Here is a 17,425-nt window from a genome sequence, read left to right as displayed (position 1 = left end):
TTATCGATATATTGTTTGCCTCCCCCAAATACTGCGGTAAGATGTTTTTGGAAAAAGATCATACTCCGGGGGTTAGAGATGAATTTCAAATCCGTTTCGGTTGCAGCCATTGTTGCACTTGCATGTGCGTCATCAGCCTATGCCCAGCCCAAGGATACGCTGGTTCTGGCGATCGGTGGTGAGCCGGATAACGGATTTGATCCCCTCGCGGGATGGGGCGGCTATGGAAACCCGCTGTTCCAATCGACATTGTTGCGCCGTGATGTGAACCTTGAGACTGCACCTGATTTAGCAACAAGTTGGACGCTGTCTGACGACCGAAAGGTCTGGACAATCAAATTGCGCGATGACGTGCAGTTTTCTGATGGAACACCCGTCACGGCAGAGGATGTTGCTTTTACATTCAATACAGCCAAAGCATCCGCAAACGCGATTGATTTGAGCGTTATGGAAAAAGCCGACGCTATCGATAAAGACACGGTTCAGATTTTGCTTAGCAAACCGTGGATCACTTTTGTCGAAGCATTCTATACGCTCGGCATTGTGCCTGCGGCGTCCTATGGTCCTGATTATGGGCGTAAGCCAGTCGGTTCCGGCCCCTATAAGTTTGTAGCCTGGAATGAAGGCGAACAGCTTATCGTCGAGCGCAACGACGCTTATTATGGTGATAAGGGGCCATTTAAGAAAATCACGTTCCTTTTCACGGGTGAGGCGCCGGGGTTGGCTGCAGCAAATGCTGGCGCAGTCGATATGGTCGCTGTTCCGGCACAGTTGGCGGATGCTGTTCCAAATGGCTTTCAAGCAATACCGGTACAAACCGTTGATAATCGCGGTCTGAGCCTGCCCTTTACCAAGCCGCATGACGTCAATGGCCGCAAAGTTGGTAATGCTGTGACGTCAGATCCTGCTATTCGCAAGGCGATCAATATGGGTATTGATCGGAAGCTGGTCGTGGATGTTGCCCTCCATGGTCATGGCACACCTGCATTCGGTCCCGCCGATGGACTGCCATGGGCAGGGAAAGCCGATCAAATCGAGTTTAATCTCGATGGTGCAAAAGCACTTCTCGATGATGCTGGTTGGATGGTTGGAGAAGATGGTATCCGCACAAAAGACGGAGTGAGAGCCGCTTTTCCGATCAACTATCCGGCGAGTGATGCAACGCGACAAGCATTGGCCGAAACATCGGCTGAACTGTTGCGCCCGCTCGGTATTGAAGCAACGCCGCAGGGCGGAAGCTGGGATGCCATCGGACGGGTGATGCATTCCGAACCCGTGGTTTTTGGTTTCGGCAGCCATTCACCTTACCAGCTTTACAGCCTGTTTGCCGAAAAGCTTGGCGGCGTCGAATATATGAACCCGAGCTACTACGCCAGCCCGAAGGTTGAAGAGCTTTTTGAAAAAGCGCAGGGCGCTGGCAGCCTTGAAGCGTCAATGCCTTATTGGTCTGAGGCCGCTGATTATTATGGGCTGAAGGGTGATAATTCATGGGCATGGCTTGTTAATTTCGACCATGTTTATTTCGTCAACAAGTGCCTTGATCTCGGAAAAACGCAGATTGAGCCGCATGGACATGGTTGGCCAGTCACTGCAACGATTGCCAACTGGCGGTGGACCTGCGAGTGACGGCAAACCTCGCCACTCAGATTTCCTTACGCATTTTGCGTCTTTGTGCGCTGGTGATCTGCGTTGCTTTCGCAGTGTTCCTGCTGATGAAGGCATCGCCGATTGATCCGGTGAACGCGTATCTCGGTCCAGCGATGGCCTATGTTGGGCCAGAGCAAAAAATGCAGATCGCTGCGATTTGGGGATTGGATCGCCCAGTCTATGAGCAGTTTTTGCGATGGGCCGGAAATATTCTCAGTGGTGATCTCGGCTTTAGTATTACGTATAATACGTCCGTTGCCGAGGTGATGAGCACGCGCATCGGTGCTTCGCTGACGCTCACAGGCCTGGCGTGGTTGCTATCCGGGGTGCTCGGCTTTTCTCTCGGGATGGTTTCAGCGGCTTATGAAGGACGCTGGCCTGACCGTATCATTCGGCTTTATTGCTACGTTCTTGCTGCCACGCCAACTTTCTGGCTGGCAATGCTGATGCTCGCGCTGTTCTCAGTGAAACTCGGCTGGACGCCAATATGTTGTGCTGGCCCGATTGGCATTCCTTCGGAAGACGTCACCGTCATAGAGCGTGTTCAGCATCTGATACTTCCTCTGACGGCATTGACGCTTTTTGGTGTAGCGCAGATTGCTTTGCATTCGCGCGCCAAGCTGATTGAGGTACTACAATCAGACTACATTACCTTTGCGCGTGCACAGGGCGCGCGTCAGGGAGACATCATTCTGCGCCATGGCATTCGCAACTCAGCTCTACCAGCTTTGACCGTGTTGTTTGCCTCGATTGGTGAGATTTTCGGTGGAGCCATTCTCGCAGAACAGGTTTTCGCCTGGCCAGGATTGGGGCGAGCTGCCGTTGAAGCAGGTATCCGTGGTGATGTAGCCTTGCTGCTGGCAGTCGCCATGTTGACCACGATTGTTGTTTCAACGGGCAACATGATTGCCGATATTCTTTATCGGGTTGTCGATCCAAGATTGAAGGGGCAAGCATGACGGCTTTCCCTCTTAACGGGCGCATCCGTGCGTTGATCAGCGCCATGTTTGCTCTGGCTATCATTGCTGCTATTTCAATTGGTGCTTGGGTCTATGGCAACGTCGGCGTTCGTTCTGACTTTTCCATACGCAATTTATCACCCTCATTCTCGCATTGGTTTGGCACTGATCAGATGGGGCGCGATATGCTGGCTCGCACGCTGCATGGGTTAACGCTAAGCCTGCGAGTTGGTATTCTGGCAGCAGGATTTTCCGTTGTCATCGCGCTGATTATCGTTCTGCTATCAGGCCTTGGTAAAGCAGCCGATGCGATTGGTAGCTTTGTTACAGATGCCATGCTCGCCATGCCGCATCTGGTTCTGCTTATCCTGATCAGCTTTGCTCTGGGTGGTGGAACTGGTGCCGTGATCATCGCTGTTGCGATTTCGCACTGGCCGCGTTTTGCGCGTATTTTGAGGGCTGAACTTATTCAGGTGCGCGTCGCGCCCTTTGTTGAAGCTTCGCGTAGCTTTGGAAAGTCGCGCAGCTTCATCCTAATCAATCACATCTTGCCGCATCTACTGCCCCAAATGCTGGTTGGCTTTCTGCTGATGTTTCCGCATGCGATTTTGCATGAAGCAGGCCTGACATTCTTAGGCTTTGGTCTGGAGCCATCCCGCCCCGCTATCGGGATTATGCTGTCAGAAGCCATGCAACATATCACTGGCGGCCGCTGGTGGCTCGCCGTCTTCCCCGGTCTTGCACTGTTGATCATGGTGCTGTGCTTCGACTTACTCGCCAATGCATTGCGTCGCCTTATCAGTCCAAAAGAGGCCCACATATGATGCTTGAAATCGATGGTCTGTCTGTTTCCTTCCAACGCTACAATGGTCTGTTCCGCCAGAATTTGATGACGCGATTATCCGATGTGACGCTCAATATCGCAGCAGGTGAAATCGTTGCACTGGTTGGGCATTCGGGAGCTGGCAAAAGCCTGCTCGCGCACGCAATTCTGGGGCTCTTACCAAACAATGCCTTAGCGACCGGGGATATTCTCTTCGGTGGCAAACTGCTTGATGAACACAAGCGCCGTGAGCTGCGAGGCCGAGAGATCGCGTTGCTGCCACAGCAGACGACTTATTTGGACCCAACGGCAAATGTCGGGGCTTTGATCAGCTGGGCGGCAAAACGCGGCGGAAAGCTTTCCAACATTGAAAAACGTTTGAACGATGTTGGACTGGATGGCGACGTTGCCCAACTCTACCCTCACCAACTTTCAGGTGGCATGGCTCGACGTGTGCTTATGGCGCAAACAACAGCAGGCGGCGCGAAACTGATTGTTGCTGATGAGCCAACGGCTGGGCTGGACCCTTCTAATCGGGATATTATTCTGGATAAATTGCGCAAACACACAAATGAGGGCGGAGCGGCGCTGCTTATTACGCATGATCTTGTACCGGCGCTTTCCTATGCGGATCGTATCGCAATATTGAACGATGGAAAAATTAGTTGTGTGGTGCAAACATCTGCTTTCACTGGAGCAGGGGAAGCGCTTGGCTCACATTACGCAAGATCACTGTGGCGCGCACTGCCACAAAACGAATTCAGTGCCTATGCTTGAAGCCAGAAACCTGAGTGCGAAGTTTGGCAAGCGCCTCGTGTTTGAAGGCGTTTCGCTGTCTCTGAAAAGATCGTCAATTTATTGCATTTCAGGACCGTCCGGTTGCGGGAAAACGACACTTGGCCGCATTTTTGCAGGTCTGAATCGGCCCTCTAAAGGCGACGTTACCTTCGATGGTTCCAAACTACCCTCATCGAAGCGCTGGCCGGTGCAATATTTGTATCAATCGCCACTATCCGCCATGAACCCAAGGTGGAAGATCAGAAAAATTATTGCTGAAGCCGGTGAAACAGATGCAGAAACCGCGCGCATGTTGGGCGTTGAAGCCGAATGGGACGATCGTTATCCGCATGAGCTGTCCGGCGGACAATTACAGCGAGTTTCAATTCTGCGCGCTCTTGGCGCAAAGCCAGATTTTCTGGTTGCCGATGAAATAACCTCAGCGCTTGATCCGATTGCACAAGCACAGATATGGCATCTCCTAATGGGCCTTACCCAAAAATATGAATTAGGCATTGTTGCTATCAGCCATGACACAAGCTTGCTCTCCAGAATTGGGGATGCAAACAATCATTTCAGACTGGGTGTTTAAGCCACAAAAATAAAGCCGGGAAAAATCCCGGCTTTATGGTGTTGGGAAACTAAACAGGCAGTCTCTGCTTGACCAAAGTCGTCCAGTAAGAACAACCCCAGGCAATCACATCGTCGTTGAAGTCATACTTTGGATGATGCAGATTGGCGCTTGGGCCATTGCCGATGTTGATCATCGCGCCCGGTACTTCGTTGAGCATGAACGCAAAATCTTCGCCGCCAAGCGTTGCTGGCATATCACGGGTTACGCGTTCAGCGCCTGACACAGCTTCTGCTGCAAGTGCTGCCAATTCTGTTTCGTGCTCGTGATTGACGGTCACCGGATAATTGCGCTGATAGTCGAGTGTCGCCTTTGCACCAAAGGCATCAGCAATGCCCTGAACCGCGCGCGTCAGCTTTTCTTCGACAAGATTGCGGACTTCTTCGCGCAGTGTACGCACGGTTCCGGTCAGTTTGATCGACTGCGGAATGACGTTGAACGCATCGCCACCATGAATAGTGGTAATCGAGATTACGGCGGAATCCAGCGGATCAATCGTGCGTGCCGTTAGAGTCTGAATTGCCTGAATGAGTGCTGCTGTAACAGGGATTGGATCAATCGTATGGTGCGGGGAGGCTGCATGTCCACCGACGCCATCAATTGTAATATCCAGCACATCGACTGAACCCATAATAGGGCCGGAATTGATCGTGAAATTGCCAACTTCGAGGTTGGGACGGTTGTGCATGCCGTAAACTTCGTTGACCGGCCAGCGCTTGAACAGCCCGTCGTCGATCATGGCTTTCGCACCGGCGCCACCTTCTTCGGCGGGCTGGAAAATAACGATGACTGTGCCATCGAAAGCCCGGCTTTTTACCAATTCGCGAGCAGCACCCAGAAGCATAGTCGTATGGCCATCATGGCCGCAGGCATGCATCTTTCCCGGCACTTTGGATGACCATTCTGCGCCGGTTTCTTCAAGGATCGGCAAGGCGTCCATATCAGCACGCAGGGCAATCGCGCGGCCTGATTTGTTGGTCTGGCCACGAATGACGCCAACAACGCCTGTGCGGCCAATGCCTGTTACGACTTCATCAAGGCCAGCAGCGCGCAAAGCTTCTGCCACCTTTTCTGCGGTGCGATTGACATCATAAAGGAGTTCCGGGTTTTCGTGCAGATCACGGCGGAAGGCGATAAGTTCGTCAAGCTGGTTCGAAGTCCAGTTTTCAACCGGCATTTCAGGCTCCTTGTTCTTGTGCCTCAAGGCTGTAACGGAAGTCGCAATGGCTTGCGCCCTTCATGATCGTCTGGGTGCGTTCCAGTTTCATTTCGGGGTTGTAGCCGATGCAGAAATCACCATCGCGATTACACGAGAGCAGGTGCCCGATATGACCAAGCCCCATGTCGCGATACATTTCCGAATAGCGGCAGCGCTTCACGTTGAAATCGAAATGATCTTTGCCCTGCGAAAGTACCTCTATTTCGAGTGCATTGTCTTTGGTCCAGAGCGGCAGAATATCGGCAAAGTCCTGCAAGTCTGGGGTGCGACCCAGCTCATCCGCAAACACCTTACCCTGATCAATCGCGGAGCGTGTCACCGCTTCGCCGATTGCTGCCTGAGCTTCTTCTTCGCCTGACCGCTCACGAAGAACCTCATAAACATTTTTGAGAACGAGTGCCTCGATGCGGCGTCGTTCGAGAATTGGCAATTGATTCATGGATCTACCTTTCGCATGAATGTTTGACAGTCTGACTTACAAATTCGGCTCCGTGAGATCTTTGCGCCGTAGCCATGCGAGATAGAAAGGCGCAATCTTTCGAGCAATTGAGTGGAATGGCAGCGGTGCTGGCTCTGAAACCGGAAGTGCGAGTTCTTGCAATGGTTCACCATCAAGAGCGCGCGCAAATTCGCGGCCCATTGCGGTGCCGAGCGCAACGCCACGACCATTGCAGCCGATCCATGCCCAACCATTGGTTCCAAGCTGATGAACACGTGGGAAACGATCCCATGTCATGCCGATGTAACCGCTCCAGACATGCGTCATTTCCGGCTGACCAAGCGCTGGAAATGCTTCTGCCAGATTGTGCGCAGCCTTTTGCTTTACACGTTCTGCAACGTTGTAATTGCCCATAACTACGCCGCCGGTGATAAGACGATTACGTGCGTCGTAACGGAAAAAGCGAAGATCGCCCCGTGTATCAGAAACAGCCTGACGGCCGGGCAGGATCATCGCGCGCAGATTATCGCTAAGCGGTGCTGTTGCCATTTGCCATGACAACACCGGCACGATTGTACGCGCCAGACGTGGGGCAAGGCTTTCCTTTATTTCGCCGGTATAGGCATTGGTCGCAAGCAGAAAGCCTTTTGCACGAACGGTTGCGTTTCCAACGCGCACTTCCCAATGATCGCCCTTACGTTCAAAAGAAGTAACCGGGCTTTGCTCATGAATGATCGCGCCATGACGCTCTGCAGCACCTGCAAGGCCACGTGCCAAAGCCAGCGGATTGATATGGCCGCCTGTCGGGTTGAACATGCCGCCATACCAGAAATCACTGCCCAAGAGCTTTGAGGTGGAAGCGCTGTCGAGATATTCTGCTGGGAAACCAAAGCGTTTCCATGCTTCGACGCGTGCTTGAGACAGTTTAACGCGGCCCGGAGAATGTGCTGGCTGAAACCAGCCCGTCTGTTCGGCTTCTGCTTCGATTTTCTCATCGCGAACAATAGAGAACAGCGTGTCAGCACTGTTGCCAATCAGCTTTGCAAAGCGTTCACCGGCATTGCCATAGCGTTTGGCTATGGCATCTGGTTCAGCCGCAGTCATGGTTGGAATGACTTGTCCATTGTTGCGTCCTGATGCACCCCAGCCAACAGCATTGGCTTCAAGCAGGATAACCCGCTTGCCGCGCTTTGCGAGATGCAGCGCTGCCGAAAGACCTGTGAAACCGCCGCCGACGATTGCAACATCGGCTTCCGTGTCGCTGTTTAATGGCGCGGCGGGTATGCGGGATGGTGCTGTTGCAGCCCAGATGGATGGAGGGAACTGGATATTTTGCATGTTATTAGCCGTTTTCATTCTACGCCGTCTAAGCGGGGTGGCGTCCAGTTTTTGCCGGGAATGGAAGCAAGCAGACGCTGGGTGTATTCATGTTGGGGATTGGCGAAGACATCTGCCGTCTCTCCCGCTTCAGCAATTTCGCCTTTTGACATGACGATGATGCGGTCGCACAATTGCGCCGCTACACGCAGGTCGTGTGTTACAAAGAGCAGCGAAAGGTTGAGCCGTTCGCGCAGGTCAGCCAGCAGGCGCAGAACCTGTGCCTGCACCGAAACGTCGAGCGCCGAAACCGGCTCGTCAGCCACAATAATCCGCGGCTCAAGGGCGAGCGCTCGTGCGATGCCGATACGCTGACGCTGGCCACCCGAAAACTCGTGCGGGAAGCGGTCCGCTGCAGCGGGTGACAGCTCGACCAGTTCAAGCAGTTCACGCGCTTTGGCATGAGCTTGCTTTTTTGGCATGCCGTGGACAATTGGTCCTTGAGCAATCAGGTCCACAACACGGCGCCGCGGGTTGAGCGACGCCATAGGGTCTTGGAAGACCATCTGAATGTCTTTGCGCATAGAGCGCACTTCACGTGCGCTCGCGCTTAAAAAGTCGCGACCATTCACATCAACCTTGCCGCTATCGGCTTCGAGAAGACGTGTCACAATGCGCGAAACTGTTGTCTTTCCTGATCCGCTTTCGCCAACAACGCCAAGCGTTTCGCCCTGACGCAGTATAAAAGACAGGTCTTTGACCGCAGGAACGGCACTGCGCTTGCCGCTAAAAAGTCCGCCTTGCGCTTTGAATGTCTTGCGCAGGTTCTCAGCTTTGAGAATGACGGGTTGGCCTTCAACGGATGCTTTGATTGCAGGAGGCGTCAGTGCCGGAACCGATGCGATCAGCGCCTTCGTGTAAGGATGCTGAGGGTGGTTGAGCACCTCATTGGCTGGGCCTTCTTCAACCAGTTCTCCAAGCCGCAAGACCGCCACGCGATCGGCAATCTCCGCCACCACACCAAAATCATGGGTGATGAAAAGAATGCCGGTATTGTGTTCGCGTTGCAAGTCGCGAATGAGCTTGAGGATTTGCGCCTGTGTCGTGACATCAAGTGCAGTTGTTGGTTCATCGGCGATGATCAGGCGAGGCTTCAAAATCAGCGCCATGGCGATCATGACGCGCTGTCGCTGGCCACCGGAAATCTGATGTGGATAGGCGTTATAGGCTGACTCTGGGTCAGGAATCTTGACCTCGTTCAGCATATCGATCACCGCAGCGTGCCGTTCTTTGCGGCTGAGCTTGGTATGCAACCGCAGCACTTCGTCGATCTGCCAACCAACCGTTTTCTGCGGATTAAGCGCAGTCATTGGCTCCTGAAAAATCATGCCGATGCGGTTGCCGCGCAGCTTTTTCATCTCGGCTTCGCTGAGCGAATAAAGGTCAGTGCCTTCTAGCCTGATGGTACCTTTGGTGACATGCACATGTGGCTCCGGCAAAAGACGCATGATAGCGCCAGCCGAAAGCGATTTGCCCGAACCGCTTTCACCCACAAGGCAAACGATTTCACCCGGCTTGATGGTGAGCGTCAGGTCTTGCAAAGCAAAAGGACGGTCGGCACCTTTGGGCAGCGCAATTTGCAGGTTCTGGATTTCGAGAACGGGAGCCGCAGTCATTTCTTTTTCTGCCTTGGATTGAGCGCGTCGTTCAGGCCTTCGCCAAGCAGGCTGAAGGAAAGCACGGTGAGCAGAATAGCGATGCCAGGAATAACCGAGCAGAACCAGTCGGTACGTAGCACCGCACGACCCTGACCAATCATATTGCCCCAGCTTGCATAGTTGGGATCGCCAAGTCCGAGGAAAGCGAGAGCACTTTCCATCAGGATAGATGTGGCCATCACAACAGATGCGAAGACGACGACTGGTGGCAGAGCATTGGGCAGGATTTCACGAAAGATAATAGAAAGGTTGCCAACACCGAGATTGCGCGCCGCATCGACAAATTCGCGTTTGCGCAGGGCCAGAAACTCGGCACGGACCATGCGTGCCGGTGCAGTCCATGAAACAATGCCGATGCAGATGATGATGTTTTCAATTGAAGAGCCGAAAATTGCAACCAATGCCAGCAGCAGCACAAAGCTTGGAATGGTCTGAAATGCTTCGGTTATGCGCATCAGCGTGTCATCAACCCAGCCACCATAATAGCCAGCCAAAGCACCGATGATAATTCCGATGGCTATCGAAATCATCGTCGCTACGACGCCGATGAGCAACGAAATACGCGCGCCATGGAAGATGCCGGCCATAATATCACGGCCAAGCTGGTCAGTTCCAAGCGGCGTTGCGGCATTGATGAATGGCCACGTCAGAGGATTGCCAGCACGGCGCAGAGGATCACCGGGCGCAATAACGTCGGCAAAAACGGCTATTAGCACAACGACAATGAAGAGAATGAGCCCTAGCACGGCAGCGCGGTTGCGGCTGAAACGTTGCCACAAGACGCGAGTGCGGGAAGCCTGAGGGCGAGGGAGGGAGACGTCCTGAATTGTCATGACAGTTCGATCCTGGAATCAAGCCGCGCATAGATAAGATCAGTGATGAAGTTCACGATCACCACCAGTATCGAGCACAGAAAGATGATGCCCATCAAAGTGTTGAGGTCGCGCTTGATGACCGATGTGTAGGCGAGTTGGCCAAGGCCGGGCAGTGAGAAAATCGTCTCAATGACCACCGAGCCGCCAAGCACGGTCGAGAATTGAAGTCCAAGCAGCGTCACAACCGGGAGGAATGCATTGCGCATAATATGATGGAACATCAGGCGCGCACCGCTTGCGCCTTTTGCGCGGGCTGTACGCACATAATCGAGGTCTTCAACTTCCAGAACGCTTGTCCGCATCAGGCGCATATAGAAGGCAACGTAGATTAGTGAGAGGGCAGTTGTCGGCATCACGAGATGCACGGCAATGTCCCAGACGTTCTTCCAACCTGAGTAAAACCCGCCAATGGTCTTGTAGCCGCCCACCGGCAGCCAACCCAGTTTGACTGAGAAAACAAACATCAGGATCAGGCTAAGAAAGAAGCTCGGCATGGCATAGCAAATGAGGCCAAGTGTCGAGATAGCATTATCGGTCAGCGAGTAAGCACGGCGTGCCGCAAAGGCGCCAAGCGCAATACCGAAAACAAATGCAACCGTGAGCGAGGACAACATCAGCAACAGCGTCGGAACGAGACGGTTCAGGAGAACATCCAGCACAGGCTGTTCATAGACATAGGACCAGCCAAAATCGAACTGTGCAAGCTTAGTGATATAGAGCCAAAGCTGAACCCAGACCGGCTGATCGAGGCCATATTCCGCACGCAAATTGGCAACGAATTGCGGGTCGGCGCCACCCATATCACCAACAAGAGCGTCGACGGTGTCGCCGGGCGCAAGTTTGATCAGGAGGAACGAGCCGACCATTATAAGAAGAATGACGGGTATTGCCTGTAAGATGCGCCGAAGCGCAAAACTCAGGATCGGGGGCAAGGACATTGCGGGCTATCCTGCAAAGATATTTGAAGCAGTTTTATTGTGGAACGTGGAGAGCTGTTGCCGGGGCTCCGGCAACAGCCTGATCTTAATTATTGATCAATCCAGAGATCGTACCAGCTTGAAGAATCCCAACGTGGTGTGTTGTGGTGGTTCTTCAGTGCCTTGTTGGTCACGCCGACGAACGGATGTTCGATTGCGAAGATGACCGGAAGATCCTGCATTTCAAGCTTCTGAATCTGGTGATAGAGCTCAGCGCGCTTGGCTGTATCAAGTTCTGATGCAGCTTGATCGATCAGCTTGTCCATTTCGTCCGATTTGTAATCGAACTGGTTTGACCATGCTGTGCCGACCGGGGCGCCCGAACGCAGCCAGACTGTTGTTGAAACAGCTGGATCGGAGCGGAACTGGTGCCAGCCGCTAGCGGTATCAAAGTCGTGATCGCGATAAACACCATTGAGGAAGCCTGGTGCGTCATTGGTTACGATTTCAACGTCGATGCCGACTTCTTTCATCGCCTGTGCGTAATATTCTGCCCAAAGCTGGGTATATTCACCCCATGGCGCAGGGCGGTGACGCAGCTTGAAGCGGATGCCGTCTGGACCAGCCTTATAACCGGCTTCGTCGAGCAACTGCTTGGCTTTTTCTACGTCATACGGATATGTCTGAACGTCGTCCGTGTAGTTGATGCCGCCCGAGCTCGGGATAGGACCGCGGCCCGGCTTGGCATAGCCACGCATGATGCTCTTGATCGCAAAATCAATATCAAGTGCGTGGTAGATAGCCTGACGTACTTTCAGATTGGCGAGGATTGGGTTTCGCAGATTGAACTCAACGGTCGAATGCGCGACGTTGTTTTCAAAACCCTTTGTGCCGGTATCGAAGCGGCCATCTTTCTGAAGGCGTTCGGTATCAGACATGGAAATGCCGTTGAAAGCAGTTTCCATCATTTCGCCTGACTCAAGTGCCACCGCAGCAGCGGCCTTGTCTGGCATAAAGCGCCAGATCACGCGGTCGAGATATGGGTATTCCTTGCCGCGCCAGTAGTCATCATTACGCTCGGCAATGATGTGCTGACCACGTTCATATTCAACGAACTTGAATGGTCCGGTGCCAACTGGTGCCGAATTATACTTGTTCTTGAGAATATCGGTGCCTTCATAAAGATGCTTCGGCACTGGATGGCCAAGATCCGGCATCGCTGCAACCAGAAGCTCCAGCGGCATAGGCTTGGAATAGTTGAAAACCGCCGTATGCGGATCTGTGCAATCGACCGACTCCAAATTTGCCTGAAGTGTCGTTGAATAGTTCAGCAGCTTCTTCCAGAGGTTCATCGCGCTGAACGATACGTCATCGCAGGTGAACGGCTGGCCGTCATGCCAGCGCACATTTTCGCGTAGCTTGAACGTGATCGCCTTGCCATCTTCCGACGAAGTCCAGCTCGTTGCCAGCACGGGCACATAGCCTTCATAGGTACGGTCGATCAGTGGCTCCATGATGCGACCAGTAATCTGGTAAACGCCCGTTGAAGCGCGCAATGCAGGATTGAGAACACCTTGCTCGGTGTTCATGTGTACAATGACTGAGCCGCCGCGTTTCACGTCTTCGGCGTGGGAGGACGCCGTTGCGAGTGAAAAAGCGGCGAGAAACAGGCCAAGGCCGGCTTTTCTGATATGCATTCTCTGTTCCCCTGAAGGACGTTGAGGGAGGGCTTTCAAGCCTCTTTTCCCGCAATGCCCAATATTGTTCAAGCCCTTGAAACCACTCAAAAAGCCGCCTCAAAGTGCAAATATTTCATGCAAGCACTGCCATGCTAGAATTTGCTACGATATTGTCAAGATAAACTAATATTCATACCAATATTGGTAAAATATACCGGATAAGGGGTGTTAATAAGTTTCAATTTTCTGCGTTTCTATAGGGCGAAATTGCTAATCAAGAGCTTTCAAAGCGTTTTCTGCGAAAAATAATCCTAATTTTCTCAAAAAATTGAAGCGTAAAAGCTGGGGTCAATAACAATTCTGTCTTTGTTAGCTTGAACTTGTAAAATCCCCGTGCACTATCTCCCACCCAATAGCTCATCCCTATAGCGAAACTCAAATAGCTGAATAGATCAAGCGAAAGGAACTCTTTGCATGTCTCATCCTGTTAAAGGTGTCGATCACGTTTTTCTTCTGGTCAACGATCTGGATAAAAGTGCTGAGCAATATCGGCGTCTTGGTTTCACGTTGAGCCCTCGTGGACTTCACAGCAAGGAAAAGGGGACAGGCAATTACACAATCATGTTCCCGGATGACTATTTTGAACTGCTCGGCATTGTTGCTGAAACAGAAGGCAACCTGCACCAGCGTGAGAAATTGAGCGCGCAGGGCGAAGGACTGCATGCGATTGCATGCCGTATAGAAAATGCACAGCAGGCGAAGTCAGAACTTGCCGCTTTAGGCATCCAAACAGGCGAAGTTGGCAAATTTTCACGTCCAGTGGAATTGCCAAATGGCAGCGAAGGCGTTGCAGCGTTTGAGACGGTTTCGTTTGCTGACAGTGAAGTGCCACAGGGCATGGTCTTTATGTGTCAGCATAAGACACGTGACACCGTTTGGGTGCCTGAATTGCTTGAGCATGCGAATGGTGCCAATGGCCTGGCAGCGATCATCGCAATTTCCGCGGATCCTGCAAAATCCGCCGAAGGCTTTGCAAGATTATATGCTGATGGTAAGGCAATAAGTATAGATGGCGGATGGCGCGTTGTGACGGGAGAAAACTCTGCAGAACTGCTCGTTTATGATCGTAGTTATGCAGAAAACAAATATGGTACGGCTTGGTTGGATAAAACATCAATTCAAGCATTTTCTGGGTTGCGCATCCATGTTGGGTCACTTGATAAGTTGCGCACAGTCCTTGATGAAAGCAACGTAACTTATACTGATGTTGTGAATGGTATCATCGTCTCTCCCGATGATGCCAACGGCACAATTGTTGAGTTTGTTAGTTAATTGTTTTTGCAGCCCCCCGAAAGATGAGGTTCGTTTTGCGGGGGCTCTTTGACCGCTTCGAAAGTTAAAAAATCCAACTATCGTTTTTTGCTTATAATTCATTGCTAGTTTTAATTTTGGTGTTTAATTCTTTTAATGAAGGTTTCTGCGGGGCAGGCCAGTGAGCGAATTTATGAGGGGCGTAAAAAGTGTCTTTGATCTCAACAGTCGTGCCGTTTATGACGGAAGTATCAAATTATAATATCCCCCACGATTTGTGGCTTGCTTGTACAGCTTTATTGTTCCGTGATGCGAGTGGTGGCGCTTATGCAGGGCGCACCATGGAGCTAACCATAGAGCTTCCTTATGTCGTTACGAGTATTCCAAAGGGGCATAAGTTTTCTTCCGTTGTTGATGGCCACAAGCCTTTAAAGTTCCAGTCCAAGTATGGGATCTTTGCAATTGCGGTTCCCAATGAGAGTGTCGCAGACCTGAAAATTGTAGAAGGTGTGAACGAAGAAGGTCTCACTTTCAGCGTGCTTGCCTTTTCCGGAGCATCTGGTCCTGCAGCTAATACTGCCAAGACTAAGGCAATGCTTGCTGCAATCGATCTTGGTGCTTGGGTTTTGGCGCAGTTTGCTAGCGCGGCAGACGTGAAAGAAGCGCTTGGCCATAACACCGCAATACTAACTGCACTCGTGCCCTTGCATGGTGCAAAAACGCCGTTTCATTTTGTCGTACATGACCGTGCGGGTAAGTCGATTGTCATCGAGTTCTCAAGCGAGAGGCAAAATGTTTATGATAACCCGGTTGGTGTGATGACCAATGGGCCGGAATTTACGTGGCACCTGACTAACCTAAACAACTACACATTCCTGACCAATCTCGATCAGTCAAAAGGTAAGTTTGGTGATTTGCAGGTATCCCAGCCTGACTCGGGCATAGCGACAGCTGGTTTGCCCGCATCTAATACATCTGTTGGACGTTTTGTACGGGCGGCTTACTACACGACTTATGCTGAAAAACCGGCCTCGGAAAAAGCAATTCGCACACTTGGGCATATGATGAATAATTTTGATCGTCCGCGTGGCATAACGATTGATCCGCCGCAATCTGGTGGTCTGGATATTGAAAGTTTTGCTACTGAAGGCGATCAAGAGTATGAGTCAGAATATACATCCTGGACCGTGCTGGGTGATTTAACTAATAATGATTTCTACATTCGCACTTACGATTCAATCAACTTCATTAGGTTTGATTTAAAGCAGGTTTTCGCGAAGAATGAATTCAAAATAGCCCCACTCGATAAAATATCTGCTGCGGGCATTTTTGATGTAACTGATATTTTGTTAAAGTAAAATATCATTACTTTTGTTTGCGTGGCTTATTACAATGTTAGATCGGCCACGCAAACATATACGACAATTATACGCTTAGAGTAACGGATTTCCCAATCCATACTCCATACATATTCTGCGGCTGTTTCTAATTTCTGGTAAGTTGCATCCAATACCAGTGTTGGAGTTTATAAATGGTGGCGCAACCTTGCCCGGATTTCGCCTGAGTCATATTTTGCGGGCCGTTATCGTGCGTTTTGTGATTTCCGTTACGCCTATCAACATGATCGCCTTAGCGATTGATCTGCCTTGCGTATCTTGCATGTCAACTTGACGACGTTTCGTGACAATCCATTCGCATTTTGCCTTTACGGCGCAAATTCAATGTCCTTCTTCCGTTAATGAGCTATATTTCAAAAAGGATCATTGCTTGGAGCAGGTCGTTTTTTCTCGTTCTCGAGGATGTATGCTCACATATATCTTATGCCCTTTTTGCATCATGATATGCAATTTGAGAACTAATTGGGCATTCTCTAGTTCAATCCGTTGTTTTTAAAATAATTTATTGGGATCAAAATAATCTTTTGGGAATGAAGCGCTTGACTATCTTAGCGGGCAACTTCTTATATATCAGCTGATTAGGCAGACTTTTAATTGAGCGGCAAGGCACACCCAGCCGTTCAGCTAGGAATGAAATATGCAGCGCGTTTTCGACGGACATAATGATGTCCTTCTGCGTCTTTGGGAAACCCAGCGTAAAGGTGGCGACCCAATCAAGGAATTCATCGACGGCACAAAGATCGGCCATATCGATCTGCCGCGCTCCCGCAAAGGCGGCCTCGCTGGCGGCATCTGCGCCATCTATGTTCCATCTGGCGAACATATTGAGCTGGGCAAGCCGGATGCCAACGGACATTACGTTACACCACTTTCGCCACCGCTGGAACGCGCACCATCCCTAGATATCGCTCTCGAATTCGCATCGCTCGCGCTCCGTCTTGAAGAAGCCGGTGGCTGGCAGCTTTGCCGCAATGGTGCAGAGCTTGATGCAGCCATCGCAGGCGACACCTTCGCTGCCGTGCTTCATATGGAAGGCTGCGAAGCGATTGATGCAGATCTTGCAGCGTTGGACGTTTTCTATGCAGCAGGCCTTCGCTCGCTCGGTCCGGTCTGGAGCCGCAATAATATTTTTGCGCATGGCGTACCATTCGCGTTCCCGATGATGCCTGATACGGGTCCGGGCCTAACAGAAGCTGGCGAGCGCTTGGTGAAGGCGTGCAATCGCAAAGGCATTTTGATCGACCTCGCGCACATCACCGAAAAAGGCTTCTGGGATGTGGCAAAATTCAGCGATCAGCCATTGATTGCCAGCCATTCCAACGCCCATGCTTTGACGCCCGTTGCCCGCAACCTGACGGACCGTCAGATGGATGCGATCAGGGAGAGCAAAGGGCTTGCCGGTCTCAACTATGCAACAACTATGCTGCGTTCAGACGGCATGGAAAATGCGCAGACCACACTATCTGACGTCGTCCGCCACATCGACTATATGGTCGAGCGCATGGGTATCGATTGCGTGGCGCTTGGCTCGGACTACGATGGCGCAACTATTCCAGCGGAAATCGGCGATGCCGCGGGTACACAAAACCTTGTAACTGCGTTGCAGAATGCAGGTTATAGTGAGGAAGAACTTGCCAAGCTCTGCCGCAACAACTGGGTACGCGTATTAAAACAGGCATGGCACGAAGCCGCCTGAACACAAACAAAATTACAGAA

15 protein-coding genes are annotated in these 17,425 nt (G+C 51.6%); 8 read left to right on the top strand and 7 right to left on the bottom strand.

All coding sequences use genetic code 11. From position 1 onward, the window contains the following. Positions 1 to 78 precede the first annotated feature (78 nt). From WH356_RS08750 to WH356_RS08730, 5 genes are read left to right on the top strand one after another with little or no spacing between them, the layout of a single operon-like run. Positions 79 to 1,626 carry an ABC transporter substrate-binding protein gene (locus WH356_RS08750; RefSeq protein WP_339509905.1) on the top strand — a complete coding sequence of 516 codons (1,548 nt, stop codon included), beginning with the start codon at positions 79 to 81 and terminating at the stop codon, positions 1,624 to 1,626. Continuing rightward, positions 1,623 to 2,606 (top strand): ABC transporter permease, encoded by a 984-nt coding sequence (locus WH356_RS08745; protein WP_339509902.1) that lies wholly within the window; start codon positions 1,623 to 1,625, stop codon positions 2,604 to 2,606. Before WH356_RS08750 ends, WH356_RS08745 begins: the two co-directional genes overlap by 4 nt. After that, a complete protein-coding gene (locus WH356_RS08740; protein WP_339509899.1) occupies positions 2,603 to 3,430 on the top strand; it encodes an ABC transporter permease in 828 nt (275 codons plus the stop codon). Before WH356_RS08745 ends, WH356_RS08740 begins: the two co-directional genes overlap by 4 nt. Further along, the gene (locus WH356_RS08735; protein ID WP_339509897.1) at positions 3,427 to 4,206 is read left to right on the top strand and encodes an ATP-binding cassette domain-containing protein; all 780 of its coding nucleotides are present in this window, start codon (positions 3,427 to 3,429) and stop codon (positions 4,204 to 4,206) included. The genes WH356_RS08740 and WH356_RS08735 overlap by 4 nt, the downstream gene beginning before the upstream one ends. Further along, positions 4,199 to 4,798: an ABC transporter ATP-binding protein gene (locus WH356_RS08730; protein WP_339509895.1), complete on the top strand. Its 600-nt coding sequence runs from the start codon at positions 4,199 to 4,201 to the stop codon at positions 4,796 to 4,798. Before WH356_RS08735 ends, WH356_RS08730 begins: the two co-directional genes overlap by 8 nt. 49 nt (positions 4,799 to 4,847) lie before the next feature. Here WH356_RS08730 and WH356_RS08725 read toward each other — a convergent pair whose 3' ends face one another. The 7 genes from WH356_RS08725 to WH356_RS08695 form a co-directional block, all read right to left on the bottom strand. Further along, positions 4,848 to 6,014 (bottom strand): M20 aminoacylase family protein, encoded by a 1,167-nt coding sequence (locus WH356_RS08725; RefSeq protein WP_339509893.1) that lies wholly within the window; start codon positions 6,012 to 6,014, stop codon positions 4,848 to 4,850. 1 nt (position 6,015) lies between these two features. Next, a complete protein-coding gene (locus WH356_RS08720; RefSeq protein ID WP_339509891.1) occupies positions 6,016 to 6,495 on the bottom strand; it encodes an L-2-amino-thiazoline-4-carboxylic acid hydrolase in 480 nt (159 codons plus the stop codon). A 36-nt stretch (positions 6,496 to 6,531) separates the two neighbouring features. Next, entirely contained in the window at positions 6,532 to 7,833 is a 1,302-nt protein-coding gene (locus WH356_RS08715; RefSeq protein ID WP_339509889.1) for an NAD(P)/FAD-dependent oxidoreductase, read from the bottom strand. Between the two features lie 14 nt (positions 7,834 to 7,847). After that, the gene (locus tag WH356_RS08710) at positions 7,848 to 9,488 is read right to left on the bottom strand and encodes an ABC transporter ATP-binding protein (protein ID WP_339509887.1); all 1,641 of its coding nucleotides are present in this window, start codon (positions 9,486 to 9,488) and stop codon (positions 7,848 to 7,850) included. Then, on the bottom strand, positions 9,485 to 10,363 hold the full coding sequence (locus WH356_RS08705; RefSeq protein WP_339509884.1) for an ABC transporter permease: 879 nt from the start codon (positions 10,361 to 10,363) through the stop codon (positions 9,485 to 9,487). Before WH356_RS08705 ends, WH356_RS08710 begins: the two co-directional genes overlap by 4 nt. Further along, positions 10,360 to 11,343 carry an ABC transporter permease gene (locus WH356_RS08700; protein WP_339509881.1) on the bottom strand — a complete coding sequence of 328 codons (984 nt, stop codon included), beginning with the start codon at positions 11,341 to 11,343 and terminating at the stop codon, positions 10,360 to 10,362. The genes WH356_RS08705 and WH356_RS08700 overlap by 4 nt, the downstream gene beginning before the upstream one ends. Positions 11,344 to 11,432: 89 nt before the next feature. Next, on the bottom strand, positions 11,433 to 13,019 hold the full coding sequence (locus tag WH356_RS08695; RefSeq protein WP_339509879.1) for an ABC transporter substrate-binding protein: 1,587 nt from the start codon (positions 13,017 to 13,019) through the stop codon (positions 11,433 to 11,435). A gap of 456 nt (positions 13,020 to 13,475) precedes the next feature. Between WH356_RS08695 and WH356_RS08690 the strand changes: the two genes are divergently transcribed. The 3 genes from WH356_RS08690 to WH356_RS08680 all read left to right on the top strand — a co-directional run bounded on the left by WH356_RS08690 (position 13,476) and on the right by WH356_RS08680 (position 17,405). Next, the gene (locus WH356_RS08690; RefSeq protein ID WP_339509877.1) at positions 13,476 to 14,333 is read left to right on the top strand and encodes a VOC family protein; all 858 of its coding nucleotides are present in this window, start codon (positions 13,476 to 13,478) and stop codon (positions 14,331 to 14,333) included. A gap of 188 nt (positions 14,334 to 14,521) precedes the next feature. Then, positions 14,522 to 15,670, top strand: a complete 1,149-nt coding sequence (locus tag WH356_RS08685) for a linear amide C-N hydrolase (RefSeq protein ID WP_339509875.1) — start codon at positions 14,522 to 14,524, stop codon at positions 15,668 to 15,670. Between the two features lie 676 nt (positions 15,671 to 16,346). Next, positions 16,347 to 17,405: a dipeptidase gene (locus WH356_RS08680; protein WP_339509873.1), complete on the top strand. Its 1,059-nt coding sequence runs from the start codon at positions 16,347 to 16,349 to the stop codon at positions 17,403 to 17,405. Positions 17,406 to 17,425: the final 20 nt, after the last annotated feature.

Origin of the sequence: Ochrobactrum sp. MYb379 (assembly GCF_037479515.1) — a bacterium.
Taxonomy (GTDB): domain Bacteria; phylum Pseudomonadota; class Alphaproteobacteria; order Rhizobiales; family Rhizobiaceae; genus Brucella.
This window is presented reverse-complemented; position numbering and strand designations above follow the sequence as displayed.